This window comes from Niveispirillum sp. FG148 (assembly GCF_057809655.1).
The window spans coordinates 18,783-39,957 of sequence record NZ_JBMDKJ010000038.1 but is presented as its reverse complement, the minus strand read 5'-3'; the positions used below and the strand labels follow the sequence as shown (position 1 = coordinate 39,957).

Here is a 21,175-nt window from a genome sequence, read left to right as displayed (position 1 = left end):
ATGTCGTTTGGATTCTGGGGTGACATGAAATGGCCGAAGCGGATATGGACGAACTGCTTGAACAGCTTAAGTCCGAATTCAGCGACTATATGAGCGACCGGCTGTCGTCGATCTACAATGCCCTGGATGCCCTCAAGGAAGGCCGCAGCCCCGGTGCCGACACGCTGCGTGAGATCCGCCGTGAAATCCATTCCCTGAAGGGTGCCGGCAGCACCTTCGGCTATCCTATCGTCTCCCTGATCGCCCAGCGCATGGAGACCTATGTCAGCGATCTGAAGGACCTGGACGAGAAGCAGATTGCCGCCGTCCAGATTTTCGCCGACCGCATGGCCGAAATGGCGGAACTGGAAGACCAGCCCGACATCGCGGCCACCAACCAGATCATCCGCCGCCTGCCGACGCGCTACGAATTCGACATCACCGATGTCGAGGTGCGCGACGTTGAAATCATGCTGGTCACACCCAACAAGCTGGTAGCCAGAAAGGCAACGGCGGAACTGGGTGCATGCGGGTTCCGCGTCAACACCATCACCGATCCGATCGAAGCCATTTCCATCGCCGTGCGCGTCCCGCCCGATATGATCATCGCCTCGGCCGTCATGGATGGGCTGGGCGGCATCGACCTGATCCGGGGCCTGCAGGCCATGTCGGTGACGTCGAATGTCCCGGCAGCCCTGATGACCAGCATGGGTGCCGACCAGTTGAAGGGCGTTCCCGATGGGGTCGGCATCATTCGTCTGGGGACGACGTTCGGCGATGACATCGCGGCAACGATTACCCGTTTCAATCTGGGCTGATCGTCCTTATATCCCGCGTTGGTGGAACGTGCGGCAGGACGACCCGGATTGACATCACAATCCGGTAACCGGCGCGGGATATATCACGGATGGTCGGCGGGCAGCGGGCCCGCCGGATTGAAGGTCGAACGTGGATACGCAATTGCCGCCCCAAGGGGACGAAGCCGCAGAAAAGTTTGGCCCAGACGCTGATCCGGCGGAGCCGAAGCGGACGACTGACGTCCTGTACGAAACCATCTCCCGTGTCCAGGGGGAAAGGATCAGCATCGGCGATCTGATCGACGGGCTGGGCGAGCGTGCCTATGGCATCTTGTTGCTGCTGTTCGCGCTGCCGACCATCCTGCCGGCCCCACCTGGAACATCGGCCATTACCGGGCTGCCCATCACCGCCTTCGCCTTCCAACTGATGATCGGCCACCCTCACCCCTGGCTGCCCGCCTTTCTGCGCCGCCGCAGCGTGGCACGCACGGACCTGCTGGCCGTGCTGGACAAGGCCAGCCCCTATCTGCGCAAGGCGGAAAGGATCACCCGTCCGCGTTATTCCTTCCTGGTCGAAGGCCAGATGGAACGGCTGGCAGGCCTGGTCGTGTTCCTGCTGGGCGTGGTGCTGATCCTGCCGATCTTCATGGGTAACATGTTCCCCAGCATCGCTGTTGCCCTGATCGCGCTGGCCGTGATGGAACGGGATGGCATTGCCGTCATCGCCGGCTACATCGCCGCCGTAGCCTCTACGATCGTCGCCTTCGGCTTCATCGTCGTCACCTTCAAGGTGATGCTGTACGCCATCCATGAGTTTCTGGGTCTGTAGGTCGCAGGCGAGCGCGGTTGCCCTTTGCCGGTTGCCGGGCGTAGCATCCGGCCAACCCGCAATCGCCGAGCCAATGCAAAGGCCCCATGTCGCAGCATACGCCCAACCCCGCCTTTCCCCGCACCCGTGGTCGCCGCAACCGTGTCGATGGCTGGACGCGCCGGCTGGTTGCCGAAAACACGCTGTCGGCCAATGACCTGATCTGGCCGATTTTCGCGGTCGAGGGCGAGAACCAGCGCCAGCCGGTGGCCAGCATGCCAGGGGTGGAGCGTCTGTCGCTGGACCTGCTGGTGCCGGCCGTGGCGGAGGCGCGTGACCTGGGCATTCCCTGCGTGGCCCTGTTCCCGATCGTGCCCGTGGACCGCAAGGACCCGGAAGGACGCGAATCGGGCGATCCGAACAACCTGATGTGCCGCGCCATCCGCGCCATCAAGCGGGAAGTGCCGGATATCGGCGTTCTGGGTGACGTGGCATTGGACCCCTATACCAGCCACGGCCATGACGGCATTGTGAAGGACGGGTACGTCCTGAACGACGAGACGGTGGAGGCCCTGGTGTGGCAGGCACTGGTCCAGGCCGATGCCGGCTGCGACATCGTCGCCCCTTCCGACATGATGGATGGCCGCATCAAGGCCATCCGCGACGCGCTGGAGGACCGCGGCCATCAACTGACCCGTATCTGCTCCTACGCCGCAAAATATGCCTCCGCCTTCTACGGTCCTTTCCGCGACGCCGTGCAGACGGGCGGTCTGCTGAAGGGCGACAAGAAGACCTACCAGATGGACCCGGCCAACAGCGATGAGGCCCTGCGCGAGGTCGCGTTGGACATTGCGGAAGGGGCCGACATGGTCATGGTCAAGCCCGGCCTGCCCTATCTGGATATTATCCGCCGCGTCAAGGACCGGTTCGGCGTGCCCACCTTCGCCTACCATGTGAGCGGTGAGTACGCGATGCTGAAGGCGGCTGCCGGTAATGGCTGGTTGAATTACGAGGCCGCACTGATGGAAACCCTGCTGGGCTTCAAGCGGGCCGGCACCGACGCGATCCTGACCTATGGCGCCAAGGATGCGGCCCGGCTGCTGCGAGAGCGGGGCTAAGTCAATAAATGGGTTGAGGATAATCCTTCAACTCATTGTTGTTAGGTTAGTTTCTTGGCTTCCAGAGCGGGACATCATCCGCCTGGTCCTGATCAAGGCGGCCCGCACAGGTGATCTTGGGCGGGCCGTTGCCGAAGGCGTCGGCCTCCGGCACCCGCAGCGTCACCTCAAGCAGGACCATCCCGGCCAGCATTTCCCCGAACGGTTCGGGACGGTTGCCGCCGGGTCCACGCGTGTCTGATCCGAAGATGCGTTGCAGATACCATGCGGCCCCCGTCATCCCGGCCGGCGCACCGGTCAGCAGATGGTCACGCAGCAGGCCGTAAATCTCCCTGCATTGCGCCAGATTGCGCATGCGGGCTGGCATGGCCATGGACAGATAGGCCAGAACGCGCCGGTCGGCGGGCCGGTACAGCGTACCGATCTTCACCGGTCCATCCTTGCCATCGCGGATATCCAGGGCGCCTGCTGCCTGCCGCAGTTCCCGGTCCAGCCGCAGCATGCCCCAATCCAGCAGGGTCACGGGCGTTTCGGTCAGCCAGGCGTTAAGCCTGGGGTCGACGGGTTGCTGTGTCGGGTTGGTCTGTGCCCTGCCCAATGTTGCCAGCATCGCAACGACCAACAAGCCCATCCCGATCGCACGCATCCGTCCCTCCGGCCCTTTGGGGCCAGCCTAAAGATGGCGGATGACAATCCTGTTACAGCCGCGCCAGGAAAGCGTCCAGGCAACGATCAGCCCACATGCCCCCGATGCCATGGAAGCCGACATGACCGCCATGGGGGCTGATGGCCGGTAAAATCCAGGGATTGGCGGACCAGTCAAACTGGCGGTAGGCATCCGGCGGAATCCACGGATCGTCCAGCGCATGTACGACCAGGGTGGGCACGCGGATGCGTGTCAGAAAACCCAGGGCCGAATTGATGGCGTAATATTCGGGCGCACCGGACCATCCGTTCCAGGGTGCCACCACCTTGTCGTCAAAATCCCAGAGATCGACCGCCGCCAACGCCGCATCGGCCCAACGGTCACCGACGCGGGCGCGGTTGGTGACCATGTCGTCCTTCATCTGACCCAGCAGACGGTTATGGTACAGCCGATTGCCCGGTGCCCCGAACAGGCGGCTGCTGGCGGCCAGGTCGATGGGCGCGGAAATGGCGGCCCCGGCAATGACAGGCACAGGGAAATCTCCCTCGCCCAGAAATTTCAGGGCACAGTTGCCGCCCAGCGACCAGCCGACGATGATGACACCATTGGCCGCCAGGTCCGGCGGAAGCCCCGCCAGCACGGCGCGGATATCGCCCGTCCGCCCGGCATGATAGCGGCGGGTGCAGGTCCCGGCCGAAGGCCCGGCGCCGCGCAGGTTCAGGCGCAGCACGGGATGGCCGCGGTCCAGCAACAACCGTGTCGTCGCCCGGACATAGAAACTATCCTGGCTGCCCGTCAGACCATGCAGCAGCACGGCCAGGGGTTCATCGGATGCCGACGCAACTTCCGGCCGGTTGAGCGCTGCCAACAGGCAATCGCCGCTGCCATCGTCCATGGGAAAGCACATTTCCGTGGCGGCCGGCAGTGGCAGCGACGGCTTGGCGATCGTGTTGCGCACCGTCTGCAGATGCCGCCCGATCCAGGGGAACCGTTGCCGGAAGGGGGGTAGATCCAAGGGAGCCGGCGGATGACGCCTGCCCGACATCAGGCCAGGAATTCCCGCACGGCGGCGATCTGATCTTCCGCCATCAGCGCCGGCGCATGACCGGCATCGGGCACCAGGTAGAGGCGGGCCCGCGGCCCCTCCTTCGTCATCCGCTCTGCCGTATCGGCCATCAGCAAATCCGACTTGGCGCCACGCACCACCAGGGTGGGCTGGCGGATCAGCGACCATAGCGGCCACAGATCGACATCGCCGATGGCACTGGTCTTGAAGATGCGGGAGATCCCGGGATCATAAGCCAGACGATAACAGCCATCGGCCTGGCGGTCGGCGCTGGTTTCCGCCATGTGCCGCCACTGGGTGTCGGTCAACGCCCCGAACCCGGCATAATGCGAGCGCATATAGGTCTCGACGGCCGCAAGATCCGGGAAAACGGGATCCAGCCCGACATAATCCCCGATCCGTTCCAACGCCACTTTGGGCACAAAGGGGCCGACATCGTTGACGACCAGCCGGCGCAACGGGCTGTTCGGCTGGGCAGCCAGCATCATACCGATCAGCCCCCCCATGGAGGTGCCGACCCAATCAACCTGTTCCACATCCAGCCGCGCCAGCAGCACAGCCATGTCGGCCAGATATTGCGAATAGCCGTAATGGTCGGGGTTGGCCAGCCGGCCGCTGCGCCCGCGTCCCACCACGTCCGGGCAGATGACCCGCGCATCCAGCCTTTCCGCCAGATCGGCCGCCAGCATGTCGAAATCCCGGCCGTTGCGGGTCAGCCCGTGGACGCAGACGATGGTGCGCGGACCGCTTCCCCACTCACGATACGCGATGCGATGGAATCCGGTCGCCGACAGGCCCTGGCAGGATTTATCGACAAAGAAACTCATTCGGCGGCGCGCTCCGGCTGATGATTGCGGAATTCCTGCTTAGCATGCCGAGCGGACGACCGTAAACCTGAACAGTGGTTCATGTCTGTGCTTGCATGCACGGTTCAGCCACGGAGGCTGGCATAGCCGCCACGGAAATAAAGCAGCGGCTCCCCCTCGCGGCGGCGAAACCGCAGGACACGACCAACCAGGATCGTGTGATCGCCGCCGTCATAGGTGGCATGGCGGGCGCAATCCATGGTGGCCAGCGCGTCGGGGATGATGGGGGCCCCGCTGTCCCAGGTTTCGGCAGCAACGCCGTCCCAGCGGTTTTGCGGTGGAACGGCAGCAAAGGTATGCGACAGCACCTTCTGTTCTGCGCCCAGAACGGCAACGGAGAACCCGCTGCTGTCAACGAACGCTCCCAAGCTTTCCGAACGATTGTCGATGCAGAACAGCACCAGCGGCGGGTCCAGCGACACCGAGGTGAAGGAGTTCACCGTCAGCCCCACCGGCCGGCCGTCGCGGCCACTGGCCGACACGATGCAGACGCCCGTGGCAAAGCATCCCAAAGTGTCGCGAAAGGCGCGCTGGTCGAACGTCATGCTGCGTCGGCTCCCATCGTCTGCTGCCCGGTCGGCTCTATCGGTTACCCGACCCGCACCGGGGACGCAAGGCCGTGTAGGCCCCCGCCATCGCCTGTCGGCATTGTGCCGGCGTCCATCGGAAGGGGTGTTTGACCATTTGCGCGTGGAGCCGCACTTGCTACACTCCGGCGATTTGGCAACGGAACGGATTGTCGCCGTGGCAAGTGCGGAAGAAAAAGCCCCGATCATCATCAAGAAGATCAACAAGAGCGCCGAAGGGCACCATGGCGGCGCCTGGAAGGTGGCGTATGCCGACTTCGTGACCGCGATGATGGCTTTCTTCCTGCTGCTGTGGCTGTTGAACGTGACCACCGCCGAACAGAAGATGGGAATCGCCGATTATTTCAGCCCGGCCAGCGCGTCGAAGCAGACCAGCGGGTCCGGCGGGGTGCTGGGCGGTCAGACCATCCGCGTGGATGGCGCCATGGTCAATGCCAGCAGCCCGCCCGGCGTGACGGTCCCCACCCCCACCATGCCGGCCGCCGCCAATTCCCAGGAACAGACGGACGACATGCAGGACAGTTCCAGCGGCCGCCCGACGGAAAAGGAAAGTACCGGAAAGGGGGCCGGCGACAAGCCCGGCGGCTGGTTCCGCGGCGACACGGTCAACGGTCTGGCCATGCTTGAAAAGGCGGGGGAGAAGGAAGCCGCCGACAAGAACAAGGATGGCAAGGTCGATGAAGGGGAGTTGCGTGAAGCGTTGGCCAAGCACGAGGATGCGCAGTTCGCCAAGGCGGAGGCGGAACTGCGCCAAGCCATCCAGCAAATTCCCGAACTGCGCGATCTGGCCCAGAACCTGATCATCGACAGGACGCCGGAAGGCCTGCGCATCCAGCTGGTCGACCAGGAAGGCTATTCCATGTTCCCGTCGGGCAGCGCCAAGATGCTGCCGCAGACGGCCCAGCTGATGTCACAGGTGGCGCAGGTCGTATCAAAGCTGCCCAACAAGCTGTCGGTCAGCGGTCACACAGACAGCATTCCCTTTGGCAGCGGTGCATCCTACACCAACTGGGAATTGTCGACCGACCGCGCGAATGCCAGCCGCCGCGCGCTGGAGGCCACGGGCGTACCCGACAACCGGTTCGAAACGGTGGTGGGCAAAGCCGACCGCGATCATCTTTTCAAGGACGAGCCGAACTCCCCGCGCAACCGGCGCATTTCCATCGTGCTGCTCCGCGAAAATCCCCTGTTGGGGGCGCCGGCCGGCAATGCACCCGCGTCGCCGGCGTCTGGCGGCGGTGCCAACGCCGCACCGCCACCGCCACCGGCTCCCCGATCCAGTGTCGCCCCTGCCCCGGCTGTCGGCCTGACGCGGTAATGCGGCGTCCGCGCCACAGCTGGCACCGGACAAATACCGGTACCAAAAATACCGGTCATCAAATATCAAAGTCCCCTGTTCAAACGCATTTGATCTGATAGTCTCGATTGTGCGGATGCGAAACGAAACCTTTGTCGGCATCGCCCTCGACAATGGATCGCATGGCACGAAGGGCGCAGGGGGCTCTGTTGAGCGGGTCTGGAAAAGGCGTTGACGACCTGTTGTCGTCCTATGATGCCAATGGCTTCTATGATGAGCTGTTCGGCATCGCCAGCAAACCGGCATTCCACACCGAAGCCGTGAAAGACCGGCTTCGACAACTCGATTACGACGATCTGAGAAGACGCGCATCCGACGCGGAGCGTGAGCTGTACAATCTGGGCATCACGTTCCTGGTGTACAGCGATGCCAAGGCCGTTGACCGCATTCTGCCCTTCGACGTCATTCCCCGCATCATCTCCGCCAAGGAATGGGCGCATCTGGAAAAGGGCGTGCAGCAGCGCATCGCGGCGCTGAACATGTTCCTGCACGATATCTATCACGACCAGAAAGTGCTGAAGGACGGGATCATCCCGGCGGAACTGGTATTGGGTAATTCCAATTACCGGCCGCAGATGCAGGGCATCGACCTGCCCTTTCAGACCTATATCCATATCGCCGGCGTCGATCTGGTCCGCGACCATGAAGGCACGTTCCGCGTGCTGGAAGATAATGGCCGCGTGCCGTCGGGCGTGTCCTATGTGGTGGAAAACCGCCATATGATGCTGCGCGCCTTTCCAGACCTGATGGGCGATATCGGCCTGCGCAGCGTGGAGAATTATGGCGCCAAGCTGCTGGAGGCGATGAGCGAGATCGCCCCGCCGCGTCCGGACGAAGATGGCTATGACCCGCAGGTCGTGCTGCTGTCTCCTGGCGCTTACAACTCCGCCTATTTCGAACATATCTTCCTGGCGCGCGAGATGGGCGTGCCGCTGGTTGAAGGCCGCGACCTGACCGTCATCGACGACAAGGTCTATATGAAGACCACAGGCGGCCTGCGCCGCGTGGACAGCATCTATCGCCGCATCGGCGACGATTTCCTGGACCCGCTGGCCTTCAATTCCGACAGCCTGCTGGGCGTGCCGGGCATCTTCGAAGCCTATCGCAAGGGCAATGTGGCGCTGGCCAATGCCATCGGCACGGGCGTGGCCGACGACAAGGCTGTCTATGCCTATGTCCCGCGCATGATCAAATATTACCTGGGCGAAGACGCCATCATCCCCAATGTCGAGACGCACATCTGTCGCGAGCCCGAGGCGCTGAAATTCACGCTGGATAATCTGGACAAGCTGGTGGTGAAGCCTGTGGGCGAGGCCGGCGGTTACGGTATCACCATCGGTCCGCGGGCCACCAAGGCCGAGCTGGAGGATTGCCGCGCCAAGCTGCTGGAGGATCCCGCCAACTATATCAGCCAGCCCATGGTGCCGCTGTCGGTCTGCCCCACCCTGACGGAGGAAGGGATCGAGCCGCGCCATGTGGATCTGCGTCCCTTCGCCATCACGGCGCGGAACACCTGGGTGCTGCCCGGCGGCCTGACGCGCGTGGCCCTGAAGAAGGGCACGCTGATCGTCAATTCCAGTCAGGGCGGCGGGTCGAAGGACACCTGGGTCCTGACCGAAGGACCGGGGGAGGAGGAGGCATTGTCGCCCGATGCCAACATTGATCCGTTCAATTCCCAGTCCCAGTCGCAGAGCCAGTAAGGGGAGAACCGGATATGGCTGCCCTCCTCGCCCGTTACGCCGAATGCATCTTCTGGATGGCCCGCTATATGGAACGGGCCGAAAATCTGGCCCGCATCCTGGATGTGCATGAAACCTTCGCCCGTGACAGTTTCGGGGCCACCAACTGGCTGCCGATCCTGCGCCTGAATGCAGACGAACAGCGCTTCTTTGACCAATATCCCACCGCGTCGGCCAAGAATGTCCTGAGCTTCTATGTTCTGGACCAGCAGAACCCGACCTCCATCATCGCCGCCATCAGTGCGGCGCGGGAGAACGCGCGGCAGCTGCGGCCCCTGATCTCCACGGAGATGTGGGCGCATCTGAACATGTTCTATAACCGCCTGCTGTCGCTGGAACCGGCCGATCTGGTGCAGCACAATCTGCAAAGGCTTTGCGCCTCCATCAAGGAAAGCTGCCAGACCCATACCGGCATCACCGAAGGCACCTTCTTCCGGGACCAGGGGTGGCATTTCTACAATCTGGGCCGCAACCTTGAACGGGCCGACCAGACGACGCGTCTGCTGGACATCAAATACCACACGCTGCTGCCCAGCCCGCGCGATGTCGGCACGCCGCTGGATATCAGCCAGTGGAACAGCCTGCTGCGGTCGGCCGCCGGCTATCACGCCTTCCGTCGTGTCTATCCGCGTGGCATGACCCCGGCCGGCGTGGCTGGTTTCCTGCTGTTCAACGACAATTTCCCCCGTTCCGTGCTGGTCTGCATGCGGGAGGTGGACAGCCTGTTGAACCGGCTGAACAGCAAATACAGGTTGCGCCGCGGAACCTTGCCCTTGGAACGGTCCGATGAGTTGCGCAGCGATCTGGCGAGCCAGACCATCCAGTCCGTCATTGCGGTGGGTCTGCACGAATATCTGGACAATTTGCAGATAAATTTCTCCAACCTGTCCAATGATATCGCTCAGGCCTTTTTCATGGTCGACCAAACAGGTACTCTGTCCGCCTGATCCCTGCCCTTGATGGCTATATGAGCGTCATTCCGCCCCTGCACCGACCATTGCAGCAGTTCTTCCGCTCCGGCCCCATGCCCTGCCCTTACCTGCTGGGCCGGGTGGAGAGGAAACTGTTTACGCGGCTGGTCGGCCCACAGGCGGTGGAGGTGAACTCCACCCTGTCGCGGGCCGGGTTCCGCCGCAGCCATGATATCGTTTATCGGCCGGTCTGCCCGGCCTGTCAGGCCTGCATTCCGGTCCGCGTGCCTGTGGATCAGTTCCAGCCGAACCGGGCCAACCGGCGCATACTCCGCGCGAACACGGATTTGTCGCTGACCCTGGTACCCGCGGAAGCCAGCATGGAGCAGTTCCAGTTGTTCGCGCTGTATCAGGACGCGCGGCATAGCGACAGCGACATGAACCGCATGACCCCGGCGGACTTCGCCGCCATGGTCGATGAGGGGCGGGTCAACACCTTCGTGGCTGAAACGCGGATGCCGGATGGCAAGCTGAAGGGGGCCATGCTGGTCGATCGGCTGGATGACGGTTATTCCGCCGTCTACAGCTTTTATGACCCCGACCTGCCGCGGCGCAGCCTGGGAACGCACCTGATCCTGTCGATGATCGAGCGCTGTCGGCAGGAAGGCCTGCCCTATCTCTACCTCGGCTACTGGATCGAAGGCAGCCGCAAGATGGAATACAAGGCCAATTTCCAACCGCTGGAGGCGCTTGGCCGCGAGGGCTGGGCACCGTTGCAGATTCCGGCGGAGAAGGCGTGATCCGGGCGGGGCCGACGATAAAGGTCAGCCCCGTCCCGTCACCGTGCTGTCAGATCAGCCCTTCGGCCTTCAGCGCGGCCTGAACCGCCGGGCGTGCGGCCATCCTGGCACGGAAGGCCGACAGCTTGGGCCAGCCGGCAAGATCAATCCCGACAAAGCCCGTCCAGCCCAGAACCGTGAACAGATAGGCATCGGCCACGCTGAAGTCCGCCCCCAGCAGATAGGCGCGGCCATCGGCCAGATCCCCTTCCACCTGATCCAGGCGGCGCTTCAGATTGGCGATGCTGCGTTCCTTGGACGCATCGTCCAGCGCCGGGTTGAACAACGGGCTGAAGCCCTTGTGCAGTTCAGTGGCGATGAAGTTCAGCGCCTCGTAAAGGCGCGCGCGGGCCAGCGTTCCGGCGGCCGGCGCCAGACCGGCGGCCGGATAAAGGTCGGCCACATACTGCATGATGGCCACACCCTCGGTCAGCACCTCGCCGCCGTCCAGCAGCAGGGCCGGGATATAGCCCTTGGAATTGATCGTATAGAAATCGACGCCACCGGCGGTCTTGTGGGTCGCCAGATCCACCGCCTCGATATCGGGTTCAAGGCCCGCTTCACGCAGCACGATGTGGGATGCAAGCGAGCAGGCGCCGGCCTTGTAATAAAGCTTCATGGGGTCTCTTCCGGAAATGGTGGGCATATCCGCCGTCCCGCGGCGAACCACGGCCGGCAGCATGATGCAGAACGCGGCATCTTGTATAGCGATGTGCACGCGGGCTCCACTGTGTGGACCGTCACACCCCACGCCAGAGCATATAGGCGGCCGTGACAAACAGCAGGCCGGCGAACCCCCGGTTTAAGACCCCCTTGCGGGTCGCCAGGTGCCCGGCCACGCGCAGCCCCAGCGTACCGCCCGCCACCCCACCCAGAATGAACATCCCCGCCACCGGCCAGTCCACCAGGCCGTGAAGGGCATAACTGACAGCCGTGGTCAGGCCGAAGGCCCCGACGGACAGCAAGGAACTGGCAATCGCGTTCAGCATCGCCATGCCCGTGCCCAGCGCCAGACCGGGAACGATGAGAAAGCCACCCCCTATGCCAAAAAAGCCGGAAGCGGCCCCGCTGACAAAACCCAGCAGCAGCAGTTTCGGGGCCATCCGCCGGTCAAGGTGAACCGTGGGATCACCATCATCGTGGCGCCGCCGCACCATCAGGACGCCGACCAGCAGCATGACCAGCGCGAACAGGGCGATCAGACGCCCCCCATCCATGGCCCGTCCCGCGGCGGCGCCGATGCTGGCACCCGCCACCCCCGACAGCGCGAAGACCACGGCACAGGGCCATTTCACCGAACCACGCCGCGCATGCTGGAACAGGTTGACGAAGGCGTTGGCCGCCACCGCGAGGGCGGCTGTACCAATGGCGACATGGGGGTCACGGATGCCAACGACATAAAGCAGCAAGGGCACGGCCAGAATCGACCCGCCACCCCCGACAACGGCCAGGACAAAGCCGATCAAGGCTCCAGACAGGATCGACAGGATCCAGACCAGCATGCACGCCCCCTGTCCAGGTCAGAGAACATTGATGGGATATGTCAGATAGGTCCGGCCGTCCGACCCAGCGGGGGGCAAGGCGCCCGCTCGCATATTCACCTGAATTGACGGGATCAGCAGATTGGGGGCGGACAGGCCGGAATCGCGCTTCTGCCGCATCGTCACGAACGCTGCCTCGTCCACACCATCATGGACATGCACATTGCTGGCGCGTTGTGCCGCAACACTGGTCTCCCAGGCGAAATGATCCCGCCCCGGCGCCTTGTAATCATGGCCGACAAAAACACGGGTCTGCGCGGGCAAATCCAGGATGCGCCGGATCGACCGGTACAAGATGGCCGCATTGCCGCCCGGAAAGTCGGCCCGGGCCGTACCATAATCGGGCATGAACAGCGTATCACCGACAAAGGCCGCATCCCCGACCAGATAGGTCATGTCGGCCGGCGTATGACCCGGCGTCGCCAGGGCCCGGGCCGACAGGGTGCCGATCGTTAAGGCCTCTTCATCGGCAAACAGATGATCGAACTGCCGGCCGTCGGTGGTGAATCCGGACCCCAGACCGAAGATGGGTTTGAAGGTCTGCTGCACCCGGGTTACCCCTGCCCCGATGCCAGTCCGCCCGCCCACCTCGCCCTTGATATAGGACAGGGCCGACAGATGGTCGGCATGGACATGTGTGTCCAGAACCCATTCCACACGCAGCCCGTCCTGCCGAACGCGGGCTATCATTGCATCAGCCGAGCGGGTGGAGGTGCGACCGTTGCGCGGATCGAAATCCAGGACCGGATCAATGATCGCCGCCGCCGCAGAGCCTGGATCACGGACGATGAAGCTGGCGGTGAAAGTTGCCTCGTCAAAAAAAGGAATCACGATCGGATTCATGACCATCACCCTCCAGATCGGCCCACCATAGCCGGATGCCTCTTTAATATTTATATATCTGAAGATACGAATATACAAGCTGCATGATCAAGCCTGTCTTTTGGGTGATCCCATCATTTCCCCGGTGCATCATCCGGGCAGTCTGCTATCATTTGCCGCACTTGGTTCGGCCGATAATAATTGCCAACCGAAAACGCCATTGCGTCGCCTGATTCGGCAGGTGACAGGCCGGGCCGTTATTGCCGGTGCCGCAAGGGTGCGGTCGTGACCGGCCTGATGGGAGGTCGATATAATGGCATATCCAATGGCCGCCGGCCCGGCGGCAGCCCATACCCATTCCACCGGCATGCCGGACATCCGTCGGATCGGCATTGCCGATCTGATGCAGGCGCTGTCGCTCGGTGTGCAGGATTTCCTGGCCGCACCGACGCAGCTTTTCTTCCTTGGGCTGATCTATCCCCTGGTCGGGGGTGTGGCGGCGGCCGCCGCCGCGCGGGCCGATCTGTTCCCACTGCTTTATCCGGCACTGGCAGGCATCTCCATCATGGGGCCGATGGCAGCGCTGGGCATGTACGAGCTTAGCCGGCAACGGGAATTGGGGGTGGCGGTCACCTGGCGCAACGCACTGGATGTTCGTCACTCACCCGCCCTGGGGGCGATGGTCTGGCTGGGTGTGCTGCTGCTGGCTCTGTTCATCCTGTGGCTGGCAGTCGCGGAGCAGATTTACATGGCCACCCTGGCGTCCCGTCCCCACGCCACCATCGTGGAATTCATCGCCAGCCTGCTGGGGACCGCAGAAGGGTGGCGCATGATCGTCATCGGCAATGTCGTCGGTCTGGGCTTCGCGACGCTTGTGCTGACGCTGACGGTGGTGTCATTCCCCATGATGCTGCATCGGCGTAACGGCATCATCGATGCCGTTACAACCTCCATCCGCGCTGTGTGGCACAACCCCATCACCATGGCGGTATGGGGCCTCATCGTCGCCGGCCTGCTGCTGCTGGGCAGCCTGCCATTGTTCGTGGGGCTGGCGCTGGTAATGCCGATCCTGGGCCATGCGACGTGGCACCTGTATCGACGGACAGTGGCAGATTGAATTTGCCGCCTCCCGGCCCCGCCTTTCGGACAGGCGGGACCGGGAGACGGTCAGACCCACCTATAATTATCTAATAAATTCAATATTTTAGATAGCTTGCAATCCACCCACACCTGTGAAAACGTGCACAGGCGAAGAATTCGCTCGTGCCATGTGGGGGATTAGATGAAAAAGATCGTGGGCCTGCTTATTGGACTTGGCCTCAGCAGTCTTGTCGCTGCCTTGCCTGCCGCGGCAGAGGGCAAGCAGAACTTTACCCTGAAGAACCGCACCGGCTACACCATCTCGGAGGTCTATGTCTCCCCGTCCAAGGCGGCGACATGGGAGGAGGATGTGCTGGGCCAGGACGAACTGGATGACGGCCAGAAAGTGGATATCGACTTCCACCGGTCCGAAAAGGCCTGCAAATGGGACCTGCGGGTCGTTTATGACGATGGTGAAGCCGCCGAGTGGGACAGCTTCAATCTCTGTGAAGTGTCCACCATCAGCATTTTCTATGACCGCAAAAAGGACAGCACCTGGGCCGAGTATGAGTGATACGGGCCCGGCGCGGGCCCTGTCCCAGGGTCCCAATGCTGGAAAAGGAAAAGGCCGCCGGAGCAATCCGACGGCCTTTGACGTTCAGACCGGCACCCGGGATCAGAACTGCTCGACGTCCAGGTCCATCATGGACTTGGCACCGGACATCAAGCTCTTGAAGCGGAAATCCACCTCCGGCAGCATCTTCTCGACAAAGAAGCGGGCCGTCTTGATCTTGGCGTCGAAGAAGGCTTCCTTGCCGTCGGCCCCTTCGGCCAGCTTGGCCTGCGCCACCTTCACCATCTTCAGCCACATCCAGCCGACAGCCACCAGGCCGAAGATGCGCAGATAGTCGGTGGAAGCGGCACCCGCCTCGTCGGGCCGCGCCATGCCCTTCTGGGCGACAACGGCCGTCGCCTGCTGCAATTTGCCGAAGGCCTTGGCGACGGGGATGACGAATTCCAGCAGGGCCGGGTTCTCCTGGCTCTGCTCCAGCTCCGCCTGCATCGGATGGAAGAAGCGGCGCAGCAGGCGGCCCAGATTCTGCGGCAGCTTGCGGCCGACCAGATCCAGCGCCTGAATGCCGTTGGCGCCTTCATAGATCATGGCGATGCGGGCATCGCGCACGAACTGTTCCATGCCCCATTCACGGATATAGCCATGACCGCCATACATCTGCTGGCTGTTGGTGGCGACCTCGTACCCCATGTCGGTGAAGTAGGCCTTCACGACGGGGGTCAGCAGGGCCACGAAATCGTCGGCTTCCTGACGGACCACCGGGTCCGGGTGCTTTTCCACCAGATCGATCATCATGCCGACCCAGTAGCCCAGTGCGCGGGCGCCCTCGGTGAAGGCCTTGGCCTGCATCAGGTTCTTGCGCACGTCGGGATGGACGATGATGGGATCTGCGGCCTTGTCCGGGGCCTTGGTGCCCGACAGCGAACGGCCCTGGATACGGTCCTTGGCATAGGCCACGGCGTTCTGATAGGCGACGGCAGCCACGCCCAGACCCTGCATGCCCACGCCCAGACGGGCGCTGTTCATCATGGTGAACATGGCGCGCATGCCCTTGTGCGGCTCGCCCACCAGCCAGCCCTTGGCGTCGTCGAAATTCATGACGCAGGTGGCGTTGGCCATGATGCCCATCTTATGTTCGATGGAACCGCACATCACGCCGTTGCGCACACCGGGCTCGTTATCCTCGTTGGGCAGGAACTTCGGCACCAGGAACAGGCTGATGCCCTTGATGCCCGGCGGGGCGTCGGGCAGCTTGGCCAGCACCAGATGGATGATGTTGCTGGTCAGGTCATGCTCACCGGCGGAGATGAAAATCTTGGTGCCGGTGATCTTGTAGCTGCCATCCTCGTCCGGAACGGCCTTGGTCTTCATCAGGCCCAGATCGGTGCCGCAATGCGGCTCCGTCAGGCACATGGTGCCGGACCATTCGGAAGAGACCATCTTGGGCAGGTACCGGGCCTTCAGCTCGTCGCTGGCATGCGCCCGGATGGCGTTCATGGCGCCATGGGTCAGGCCCGGATACATGGCGAAGGCCATGTTGGACGAACACATCAGTTCTTCAAGCACGAAGCCGACCGTGTGCGGCAGGCCCTGCCCGCCATAATCGGGATCGAAGGCCAGACCCTGCCAGCCGCCTTCGCGATAGGTCTCATAGGCTTCCTTGAAGCCCTTGGGCGTGCGCACCACGCCGTTTTCGTAATGGCAGCCTTCCTCGTGACCCGAGCGGTTCAGGGGCTGCAACACGTTCTCGCACAGCTTGGCGGCTTCTTCGAGAACGGACGAGATCAGGTCGGGGGTCGCGTCCTCGAAACCCGGCAGCTTGGAAAGCTGTTCGGCATTCAGGACGTCGTTCAGCACGAAGGAGATATCTTCGAGCGGGGCCTTGTAGACGGGCATGGGAATTCTCCGTGTGGACCGCTACCGCGGCAGACCGCCATCCCCCCATATGACCGGCACCGACATTGCGGATTCAGACATATCGGCAGATGGGGCACCTCGGGGCGTCGATAGGGTGGACGGATACGAAGTGAAACCAGGTGCAACATCACAAGGGGGGGGATGTTGCAGCGAATAAACAAGCACCAACGTGCTTCCCCCGCGAAAGCGGGGGTCCAGGGGCGGCCGGTCCAAACGGTCGGGCTTGTGGCCCCTGGATCCCCGCTTTCGCGGGGAAGGCAGGTAAGAGCCATCTGCGGACGGAGAGACTAATCTCTCCGCCCGTCTCAACCTCAGTTCCGCAGCGGCTTGCCGGTTTCCAGCATATGCTCGATGCGGTTGATGGTGCCGGTGGTCTTGGTCAGCGCCAGGAAGCCCTCGCGCTCCAGGGTCAGCAGGTCGTCTTCGGTCATCACCCGCGTGATGTCGGTGTTGCCACCGGACAGCACGAAGGCCACGGCCTTGGACACCACCACGTCATGCGGCGTGGCCTTGCCCTGACCGGCGAAACCTTCAACCGCCATACCGAAAGCGGTCGCCGCCGTCGGGCCCGGCAGGCGGATTTCCGGTTCCTGCGGCGGGGTGTAATCCGCCGCCAGCGCCAGGGCCTTGGCCTTGGCGTCGGCCAGCAGACGGTCCTTGTTGAAGGTGATGCCGTCGGTCGGACGCAGGATCAGCATGTCACGCGCTTCGAAGGCCGACTTGGCGACCTTGGCGGTGCTGATGGCCTCAAACGCGGCGGACAGGGCCGGCATGGGGCCGCCCGGACGACGCTTGTTGTCCAGATGGCGGATGACCATCTCCTTACAGCCGCCCCAACCCGGCAGCACACCCACCCCGACCTCCACCAGACCCGTATAGGTCTCGGCATGGGCCTGGATGGCGGAGCTGTGCAGCAGGATTTCGCAACCGCCACCCAGCGCCATCCCCGACGGGGCGGCGACGGTGGGGAACGGGGCGTATTTCAGGGCCTTGTAGGTCTGCTGACCCTCGGCGATGGTGTTCTCGATCTGCGGCCACAGACCGATATTGATGGCGAACAGGGCCAGGCCCAGGTTCGCGCCCACCGAGAAATTCGCCTGCTCGTTATGCACGACCAGCGCCTTGTAAGGGCCGGACTTGCCGTCGCCGATGATGCCGATGGCCTTGCGGATCAACCCCATGATGTCGGCGTCCAGCGCGTTCATCTTGGAGGTGAATTCCAGGCACAGGACGCCGTCGCCGATATCCCACAGGCTGGCCGACGGATTCTTCGCCACCGGCTTGGACCCGCGCTTGATGTCGGTCAGCAGCAGCACGCCGTCGGGACGCTTCACCTCGGCATACTCGCCATCGGTGCCCAGGAACAGCAGCTTGGACCCTTCCACCTTATAGAAGGGACGGCCGGCGGCCACCTTCACCATGTGCGGAACGGGTTTGCCCTCGGCCGCCAGCTTTTCGGCAAACCAGCCGGTGCCCAACTGGTCGATCAGCTCAAACGGGCCGGCCTTCCAGTTATAGCCCAGGCGCATCGCGTCATCGACGGCCGTGATCTGTTCGGCAATCTGCGGCACCAGATCGGCGGCATAGGACAAGGCCTGCGACAGCACGCGCCAGGCATAGGCGCCGCCGGCATCGGCGGTTTCCACCAGCGCCTTCAGGTTCTTGGCCGAAGCGGATGCCAGCGTCGCCCGTTCCGACTTGCGATAGACGCCCGTCGTGAGGTCGATGGCTTCCTTGACGCGACGTCCATCGGCAGCCTTGGTCTGGCGATAGAAGCCACCCTTGCCCTTACGGCCGGTATAGCCTTCGGCGATCATCTTGTTGGCCAGCGCGTTGTCGCGATGGATCCGGCGATAATCGTCGTCAGCCGGCAGCGTGGACAGCAGCGACTTGGAGATCAGCGGCATCAGGTCCAGACCGACCAAGTCGATCAGGCCGAAGGTGCCGGTCTTGGGAATGCCCATGGGGCGGCCGGTGATGGCGTCCGCCTCCTCCACCGTCAGGCCGCCATCGATGGCCTCGTTCACGGCGGCGGCCATGAAATAGGTGCCGATGCGGTTGGCGATGAAGCCCGGCGTGTCCTTGCATTCCACCACGCCCTTGCCCAGGACGCGGTCGCAGAAGGCGCTGACGGTGTCAAACGCATCAGCCCTGGTCTTGGGACCCTTCACCACTTCCAGCAGACGCATGTAGCGCGGCGGATTGAAGAAGTGGGTGATGCAGAAATCGGCCGCGAACCGCTCCGACTGGCCTTCCAGCAGGATATTCAGCGGGATGGTGGAGGTGTTGGACGAGACGATGGAGCCGTCCTTACGCACGGCTTCCAGCTTCTGATACAGGTCGTGCTTGATCTTGGGGTTTTCCAGCACGGCTTCGACGATCCAGTCGACGTCGGCCAGCTTTTCCAGATCGTCTTCGATATTGCCGGGGGTGACCAGGCTGGCCGCCTTCTTGTGCATGAAGGGGGCCGGGTCGGTCTTCAGCATCTTCTCAATGGCCGTCTTGGCGACGACCGAGCGGTCACCGCCATTGTCCTTGACGGCCTGCGGGACGATGTCCAGCAGATAGACGGGAATGCCCGCGTTGGCGATATGGGCGGCGATGCCGCTGCCCATCACGCCGGAGCCGATCACGGCGGCTTTCTTGATGGTCATGGGTAGTTCTCCCCTGCCGACCGGATCAGACCGCTTCCAGGATGGTGGCGATGCCCTGACCGCCGCCGATGCACTGGGTGGCCAGCGCCAGCGACTTGCCTTCACGCACCAGCAGGCTGGCGGCCTTGCCGGTGATGCGGGCGCCGGTAGCACCCAGCGGGTGACCCAGCGCCAGGGCGCCGCCATCCAGGTTCACCTTGGCCGGGTCGAAGCCCAGTTCCTTGGCGACCGTCATCGACTGCACGGCAAAGGCCTCGTTGCTTTCCACGATGTCGATGTCGGCGATGGTCAGACCGGCGCGGGCCAGGGCCTTGCGCGAGGACGGCACCGGACCATAGCCCATGATCGTGGCATCGCAACCCGAGACGGCGATGGAACGGATCTTGGCCATCACCTTCAGCCCATGGGCCTTGGCGAAATCTTCGGAGCAGACCAGCACGGCCGACGCGCCATCGGTCAGCGGCGAGGAGGTGCCGGCGGTGACGGTGCCGTTTTCGGCATCGAAGGCCAGCTTCAGGGTCGACAGCGTCTCCGCCGTCGTGCCCGGACGGATGCCGCCATCCTGCTTCACCACCTTGCCGTCGGGCGTGGTGATGGCAACGATCTCGGCCTCGAACTTGCCCTCAGCCTGGGCCTTGGCGGCCTTGGCATGGCTTTCGACGGCATAGGCTTCCTGCTGGGCGCGGGTGAAGCCGAACTTCTTGGCCAGGTTTTCGGCCGTGATGCCCATGGACATGTAGGCGCCGGGGTTCGCGGCATTCAGGGCCGCGTTCGGCATCGGGTTGTAACCGCCCATCGGCACGCGGCTCATGCTTTCCACGCCGGCGGCGATGAAGCAATCACCGGCGCCCAGCGCGATGGCGCCGGCAGCCTGATGGATGGCCTGCATGGAGGAACCGCAGAAGCGGTTGACGGTGGCACCGGCCACCGACTGCGGCAGGCCGGCAATCATGGCGACGATCTTGGCAACGTTGAAACCCTGCTCGCCTTCCGGGAAGGCGCAGCCCATCACCAGATCCTCGACGGCCGCACCGTCCACGCCCGTGCGCGCCAGCAGTTCCTTGACCACGGCGGCGGCCAGATCGTCCGGACGGACCTTGATCAGCTCGCCCTTACCGGCAATGTGGAAGGGAGACCGGGCATAGCCGGCAATGACGACATTCTTCATCTCTTATGCGCTCCTCGCCTGGGTGGTGGCAGCGGCCCGCCTCTACCGTGCGGTGCCGATGGATTTTGGAAAGCAGGATAACTCAATTCAAACGTGCGTATGAAGTCATTTCGCCCGGAACGGTCAAGATGGTTACTCGGTCGGGACCGGAACGCCCTTGGCATGCAGATGCGACACGATCATGCCGTCGATCTCATGCAATTCCTTCAAGGTCTGCTGCACATCGCGCAACTGCTGTTCCAGATGCACGATACGGTCGCGGGCCCGGCGCAGCAGATAGGACATCTGCTCCACCTGCGCCTCGTCCGTGTCATAGAGATCCAGGAAATCCTTTATCTCGCCGATGGAAAAGCCCAGCCGCTTGCCCCGGCAGATCAGCTTCAGCCGCGCGCGGTCACGATGACCATAGATGCGCGTCTGCCCGACGCGGGCCGGAGAGATCAGTCCTTCATCCTCGTAGAATCGCAGCGAGCGCAGGGTCAGCCCGAACTCCTCGGCCAGCTGGCCGATGGTGAAGGTCTGAGCCGGCAGAGTGCCCGGCTTCGCTTGTTCCATGGTGTTCAGCATGCAACGGCCCTTGTCGTGGACAGGTGGCTTACGTTTACGTAATAGGTAGGCGCAACCGACCCCAAGGTCAAGCGGTTTTTGCATGGCCGCCATCCCCGCCGTCCCTCTCCCTAATCTGGGGGTGGACAAGCGGCGCGGC

General features: G+C 63.2%; 20 protein-coding genes. 9 read left to right on the top strand and 11 right to left on the bottom strand.

What is annotated here, in order from left to right; genetic code table 11:
* Positions 1 to 29: 29 nt before the first annotated feature.
* The 3 genes from ACODTW_RS25380 to hemB all read left to right on the top strand — a co-directional run bounded on the left by ACODTW_RS25380 (position 30) and on the right by hemB (position 2,702).
* Positions 30 to 797 (top strand): Hpt domain-containing protein, encoded by a 768-nt coding sequence (locus tag ACODTW_RS25380; RefSeq protein ID WP_488948933.1) that lies wholly within the window; start codon positions 30 to 32, stop codon positions 795 to 797.
* 142 nt (positions 798 to 939) lie between these two features.
* Entirely contained in the window at positions 940 to 1,605 is a 666-nt protein-coding gene (locus ACODTW_RS25375) for an exopolysaccharide biosynthesis protein (protein WP_488948932.1), read from the top strand.
* 86 nt (positions 1,606 to 1,691) lie between these two features.
* Entirely contained in the window at positions 1,692 to 2,702 is a 1,011-nt protein-coding gene (hemB, locus tag ACODTW_RS25370; RefSeq protein ID WP_488948931.1) for a porphobilinogen synthase, read from the top strand.
* Positions 2,703 to 2,748: 46 nt separating this feature from the next.
* Here the strand turns inward: hemB and ACODTW_RS25365 are convergent, their stop codons facing one another.
* The 4 genes from ACODTW_RS25365 to ACODTW_RS25350 form a co-directional block, all read right to left on the bottom strand.
* Positions 2,749 to 3,348, bottom strand: coding sequence for a hypothetical protein (locus ACODTW_RS25365; protein WP_488948930.1), 600 nt, complete (start codon positions 3,346 to 3,348; stop codon positions 2,749 to 2,751).
* 52 nt (positions 3,349 to 3,400) lie between these two features.
* A complete protein-coding gene (locus tag ACODTW_RS25360; RefSeq protein ID WP_488948929.1) occupies positions 3,401 to 4,393 on the bottom strand; it encodes a YheT family hydrolase in 993 nt (330 codons plus the stop codon).
* The gene (locus ACODTW_RS25355) at positions 4,393 to 5,241 is read right to left on the bottom strand and encodes an alpha/beta fold hydrolase (RefSeq protein WP_488948928.1); all 849 of its coding nucleotides are present in this window, start codon (positions 5,239 to 5,241) and stop codon (positions 4,393 to 4,395) included. Before ACODTW_RS25355 ends, ACODTW_RS25360 begins: the two co-directional genes overlap by 1 nt.
* A 104-nt stretch (positions 5,242 to 5,345) precedes the next feature.
* Complete coding sequence (locus ACODTW_RS25350; protein ID WP_488948927.1) at positions 5,346 to 5,825, bottom strand: flavin reductase family protein; 480 nt, start codon at positions 5,823 to 5,825, stop codon at positions 5,346 to 5,348.
* A gap of 199 nt (positions 5,826 to 6,024) precedes the next feature.
* Between ACODTW_RS25350 and ACODTW_RS25345 the strand changes: the two genes are divergently transcribed.
* The 4 genes from ACODTW_RS25345 (at position 6,025) to ACODTW_RS25330 (ending at position 10,674) form a co-directional block, all read left to right on the top strand.
* Positions 6,025 to 7,185, top strand: a complete 1,161-nt coding sequence (locus ACODTW_RS25345) for a flagellar motor protein MotB (RefSeq protein WP_488948926.1) — start codon at positions 6,025 to 6,027, stop codon at positions 7,183 to 7,185.
* 188 nt (positions 7,186 to 7,373) lie between these two features.
* Positions 7,374 to 8,924 (top strand): circularly permuted type 2 ATP-grasp protein, encoded by a 1,551-nt coding sequence (locus tag ACODTW_RS25340; protein ID WP_488948925.1) that lies wholly within the window; start codon positions 7,374 to 7,376, stop codon positions 8,922 to 8,924.
* Between the two features lie 14 nt (positions 8,925 to 8,938).
* Positions 8,939 to 9,910, top strand: a complete 972-nt coding sequence (locus ACODTW_RS25335) for an alpha-E domain-containing protein (protein ID WP_488948924.1) — start codon at positions 8,939 to 8,941, stop codon at positions 9,908 to 9,910.
* Between the two features lie 20 nt (positions 9,911 to 9,930).
* Positions 9,931 to 10,674 carry an arginyltransferase gene (locus tag ACODTW_RS25330; protein WP_488948923.1) on the top strand — a complete coding sequence of 248 codons (744 nt, stop codon included), beginning with the start codon at positions 9,931 to 9,933 and terminating at the stop codon, positions 10,672 to 10,674.
* Positions 10,675 to 10,723: 49 nt separating this feature from the next.
* Here ACODTW_RS25330 and gstA read toward each other — a convergent pair whose 3' ends face one another.
* The 3 genes from gstA to ACODTW_RS25315 all read right to left on the bottom strand — a co-directional run bounded on the left by gstA (position 10,724) and on the right by ACODTW_RS25315 (position 13,097).
* Complete coding sequence (gstA, locus tag ACODTW_RS25325) at positions 10,724 to 11,332, bottom strand: glutathione transferase GstA (protein WP_488948922.1); 609 nt, start codon at positions 11,330 to 11,332, stop codon at positions 10,724 to 10,726.
* Between the two features lie 121 nt (positions 11,333 to 11,453).
* Complete coding sequence (locus tag ACODTW_RS25320) at positions 11,454 to 12,215, bottom strand: sulfite exporter TauE/SafE family protein (RefSeq protein WP_488948921.1); 762 nt, start codon at positions 12,213 to 12,215, stop codon at positions 11,454 to 11,456.
* 18 nt (positions 12,216 to 12,233) lie between these two features.
* A complete protein-coding gene (locus tag ACODTW_RS25315) occupies positions 12,234 to 13,097 on the bottom strand; it encodes an MBL fold metallo-hydrolase (protein WP_488948920.1) in 864 nt (287 codons plus the stop codon).
* Positions 13,098 to 13,389: 292 nt separating this feature from the next.
* On the opposite strand from ACODTW_RS25315, the gene ACODTW_RS25310 reads away from it, so the two are divergent.
* Both ACODTW_RS25310 and ACODTW_RS25305 read left to right on the top strand, forming a co-directional pair.
* Positions 13,390 to 14,193 carry a DUF2189 domain-containing protein gene (locus tag ACODTW_RS25310; RefSeq protein WP_488948919.1) on the top strand — a complete coding sequence of 268 codons (804 nt, stop codon included), beginning with the start codon at positions 13,390 to 13,392 and terminating at the stop codon, positions 14,191 to 14,193.
* A 165-nt stretch (positions 14,194 to 14,358) separates the two neighbouring features.
* Positions 14,359 to 14,730 carry a hypothetical protein gene (locus ACODTW_RS25305; RefSeq protein WP_488948918.1) on the top strand — a complete coding sequence of 124 codons (372 nt, stop codon included), beginning with the start codon at positions 14,359 to 14,361 and terminating at the stop codon, positions 14,728 to 14,730.
* Positions 14,731 to 14,832: 102 nt separating this feature from the next.
* On the opposite strand, the gene ACODTW_RS25300 is transcribed toward ACODTW_RS25305, so the two are convergent.
* From ACODTW_RS25300 to ACODTW_RS25285, 4 genes are all read right to left on the bottom strand, one after another.
* The gene (locus tag ACODTW_RS25300; protein ID WP_488948917.1) at positions 14,833 to 16,626 is read right to left on the bottom strand and encodes an acyl-CoA dehydrogenase C-terminal domain-containing protein; all 1,794 of its coding nucleotides are present in this window, start codon (positions 16,624 to 16,626) and stop codon (positions 14,833 to 14,835) included.
* Between the two features lie 332 nt (positions 16,627 to 16,958).
* Positions 16,959 to 19,301: a 3-hydroxyacyl-CoA dehydrogenase/enoyl-CoA hydratase family protein gene (locus tag ACODTW_RS25295; protein WP_488948916.1), complete on the bottom strand. Its 2,343-nt coding sequence runs from the start codon at positions 19,299 to 19,301 to the stop codon at positions 16,959 to 16,961.
* A gap of 25 nt (positions 19,302 to 19,326) precedes the next feature.
* Positions 19,327 to 20,469, bottom strand: coding sequence for a thiolase family protein (locus tag ACODTW_RS25290; RefSeq protein WP_488948915.1), 1,143 nt, complete (start codon positions 20,467 to 20,469; stop codon positions 19,327 to 19,329).
* A 132-nt stretch (positions 20,470 to 20,601) separates the two neighbouring features.
* The gene (locus tag ACODTW_RS25285; RefSeq protein WP_488948914.1) at positions 20,602 to 21,036 is read right to left on the bottom strand and encodes a MerR family transcriptional regulator; all 435 of its coding nucleotides are present in this window, start codon (positions 21,034 to 21,036) and stop codon (positions 20,602 to 20,604) included.
* Positions 21,037 to 21,175 lie beyond the last annotated feature (139 nt).

What these genes read in the sequence shown, in the direction of transcription:
- ACODTW_RS25380 (WP_488948933.1), top strand. Translation starts at nt 30, where the DNA reads ATGGCCGAAGCGGATATGGACGAACTGCTTGAACAGCTTAAGTCCGAA.
- hemB (WP_488948931.1), top strand. Translation starts at nt 1,692, where the DNA reads ATGTCGCAGCATACGCCCAACCCCGCCTTTCCCCGCACCCGTGGTCGC.
- ACODTW_RS25365 (WP_488948930.1), bottom strand. Translation starts at nt 3,348, where the DNA reads ATGCGTGCGATCGGGATGGGCTTGTTGGTCGTTGCGATGCTGGCAACA.
- ACODTW_RS25360 (WP_488948929.1), bottom strand. Translation starts at nt 4,393, where the DNA reads ATGTCGGGCAGGCGTCATCCGCCGGCTCCCTTGGATCTACCCCCCTTC.
- ACODTW_RS25355 (WP_488948928.1), bottom strand. Translation starts at nt 5,241, where the DNA reads ATGAGTTTCTTTGTCGATAAATCCTGCCAGGGCCTGTCGGCGACCGGA.
- ACODTW_RS25350 (WP_488948927.1), bottom strand. Translation starts at nt 5,825, where the DNA reads ATGACGTTCGACCAGCGCGCCTTTCGCGACACTTTGGGATGCTTTGCC.
- ACODTW_RS25335 (WP_488948924.1), top strand. Translation starts at nt 8,939, where the DNA reads ATGGCTGCCCTCCTCGCCCGTTACGCCGAATGCATCTTCTGGATGGCC.
- ACODTW_RS25330 (WP_488948923.1), top strand. Translation starts at nt 9,931, where the DNA reads ATGAGCGTCATTCCGCCCCTGCACCGACCATTGCAGCAGTTCTTCCGC.
- gstA (WP_488948922.1), bottom strand. Translation starts at nt 11,332, where the DNA reads ATGAAGCTTTATTACAAGGCCGGCGCCTGCTCGCTTGCATCCCACATC.
- ACODTW_RS25320 (WP_488948921.1), bottom strand. Translation starts at nt 12,215, where the DNA reads ATGCTGGTCTGGATCCTGTCGATCCTGTCTGGAGCCTTGATCGGCTTT.
- ACODTW_RS25315 (WP_488948920.1), bottom strand. Translation starts at nt 13,097, where the DNA reads ATGAATCCGATCGTGATTCCTTTTTTTGACGAGGCAACTTTCACCGCC.
- ACODTW_RS25310 (WP_488948919.1), top strand. Translation starts at nt 13,390, where the DNA reads ATGGCATATCCAATGGCCGCCGGCCCGGCGGCAGCCCATACCCATTCC.
- ACODTW_RS25305 (WP_488948918.1), top strand. Translation starts at nt 14,359, where the DNA reads ATGAAAAAGATCGTGGGCCTGCTTATTGGACTTGGCCTCAGCAGTCTT.
- ACODTW_RS25300 (WP_488948917.1), bottom strand. Translation starts at nt 16,626, where the DNA reads ATGCCCGTCTACAAGGCCCCGCTCGAAGATATCTCCTTCGTGCTGAAC.
- ACODTW_RS25295 (WP_488948916.1), bottom strand. Translation starts at nt 19,301, where the DNA reads ATGACCATCAAGAAAGCCGCCGTGATCGGCTCCGGCGTGATGGGCAGC.
- ACODTW_RS25290 (WP_488948915.1), bottom strand. Translation starts at nt 20,469, where the DNA reads ATGAAGAATGTCGTCATTGCCGGCTATGCCCGGTCTCCCTTCCACATT.
- ACODTW_RS25285 (WP_488948914.1), bottom strand. Translation starts at nt 21,036, where the DNA reads ATGCTGAACACCATGGAACAAGCGAAGCCGGGCACTCTGCCGGCTCAG.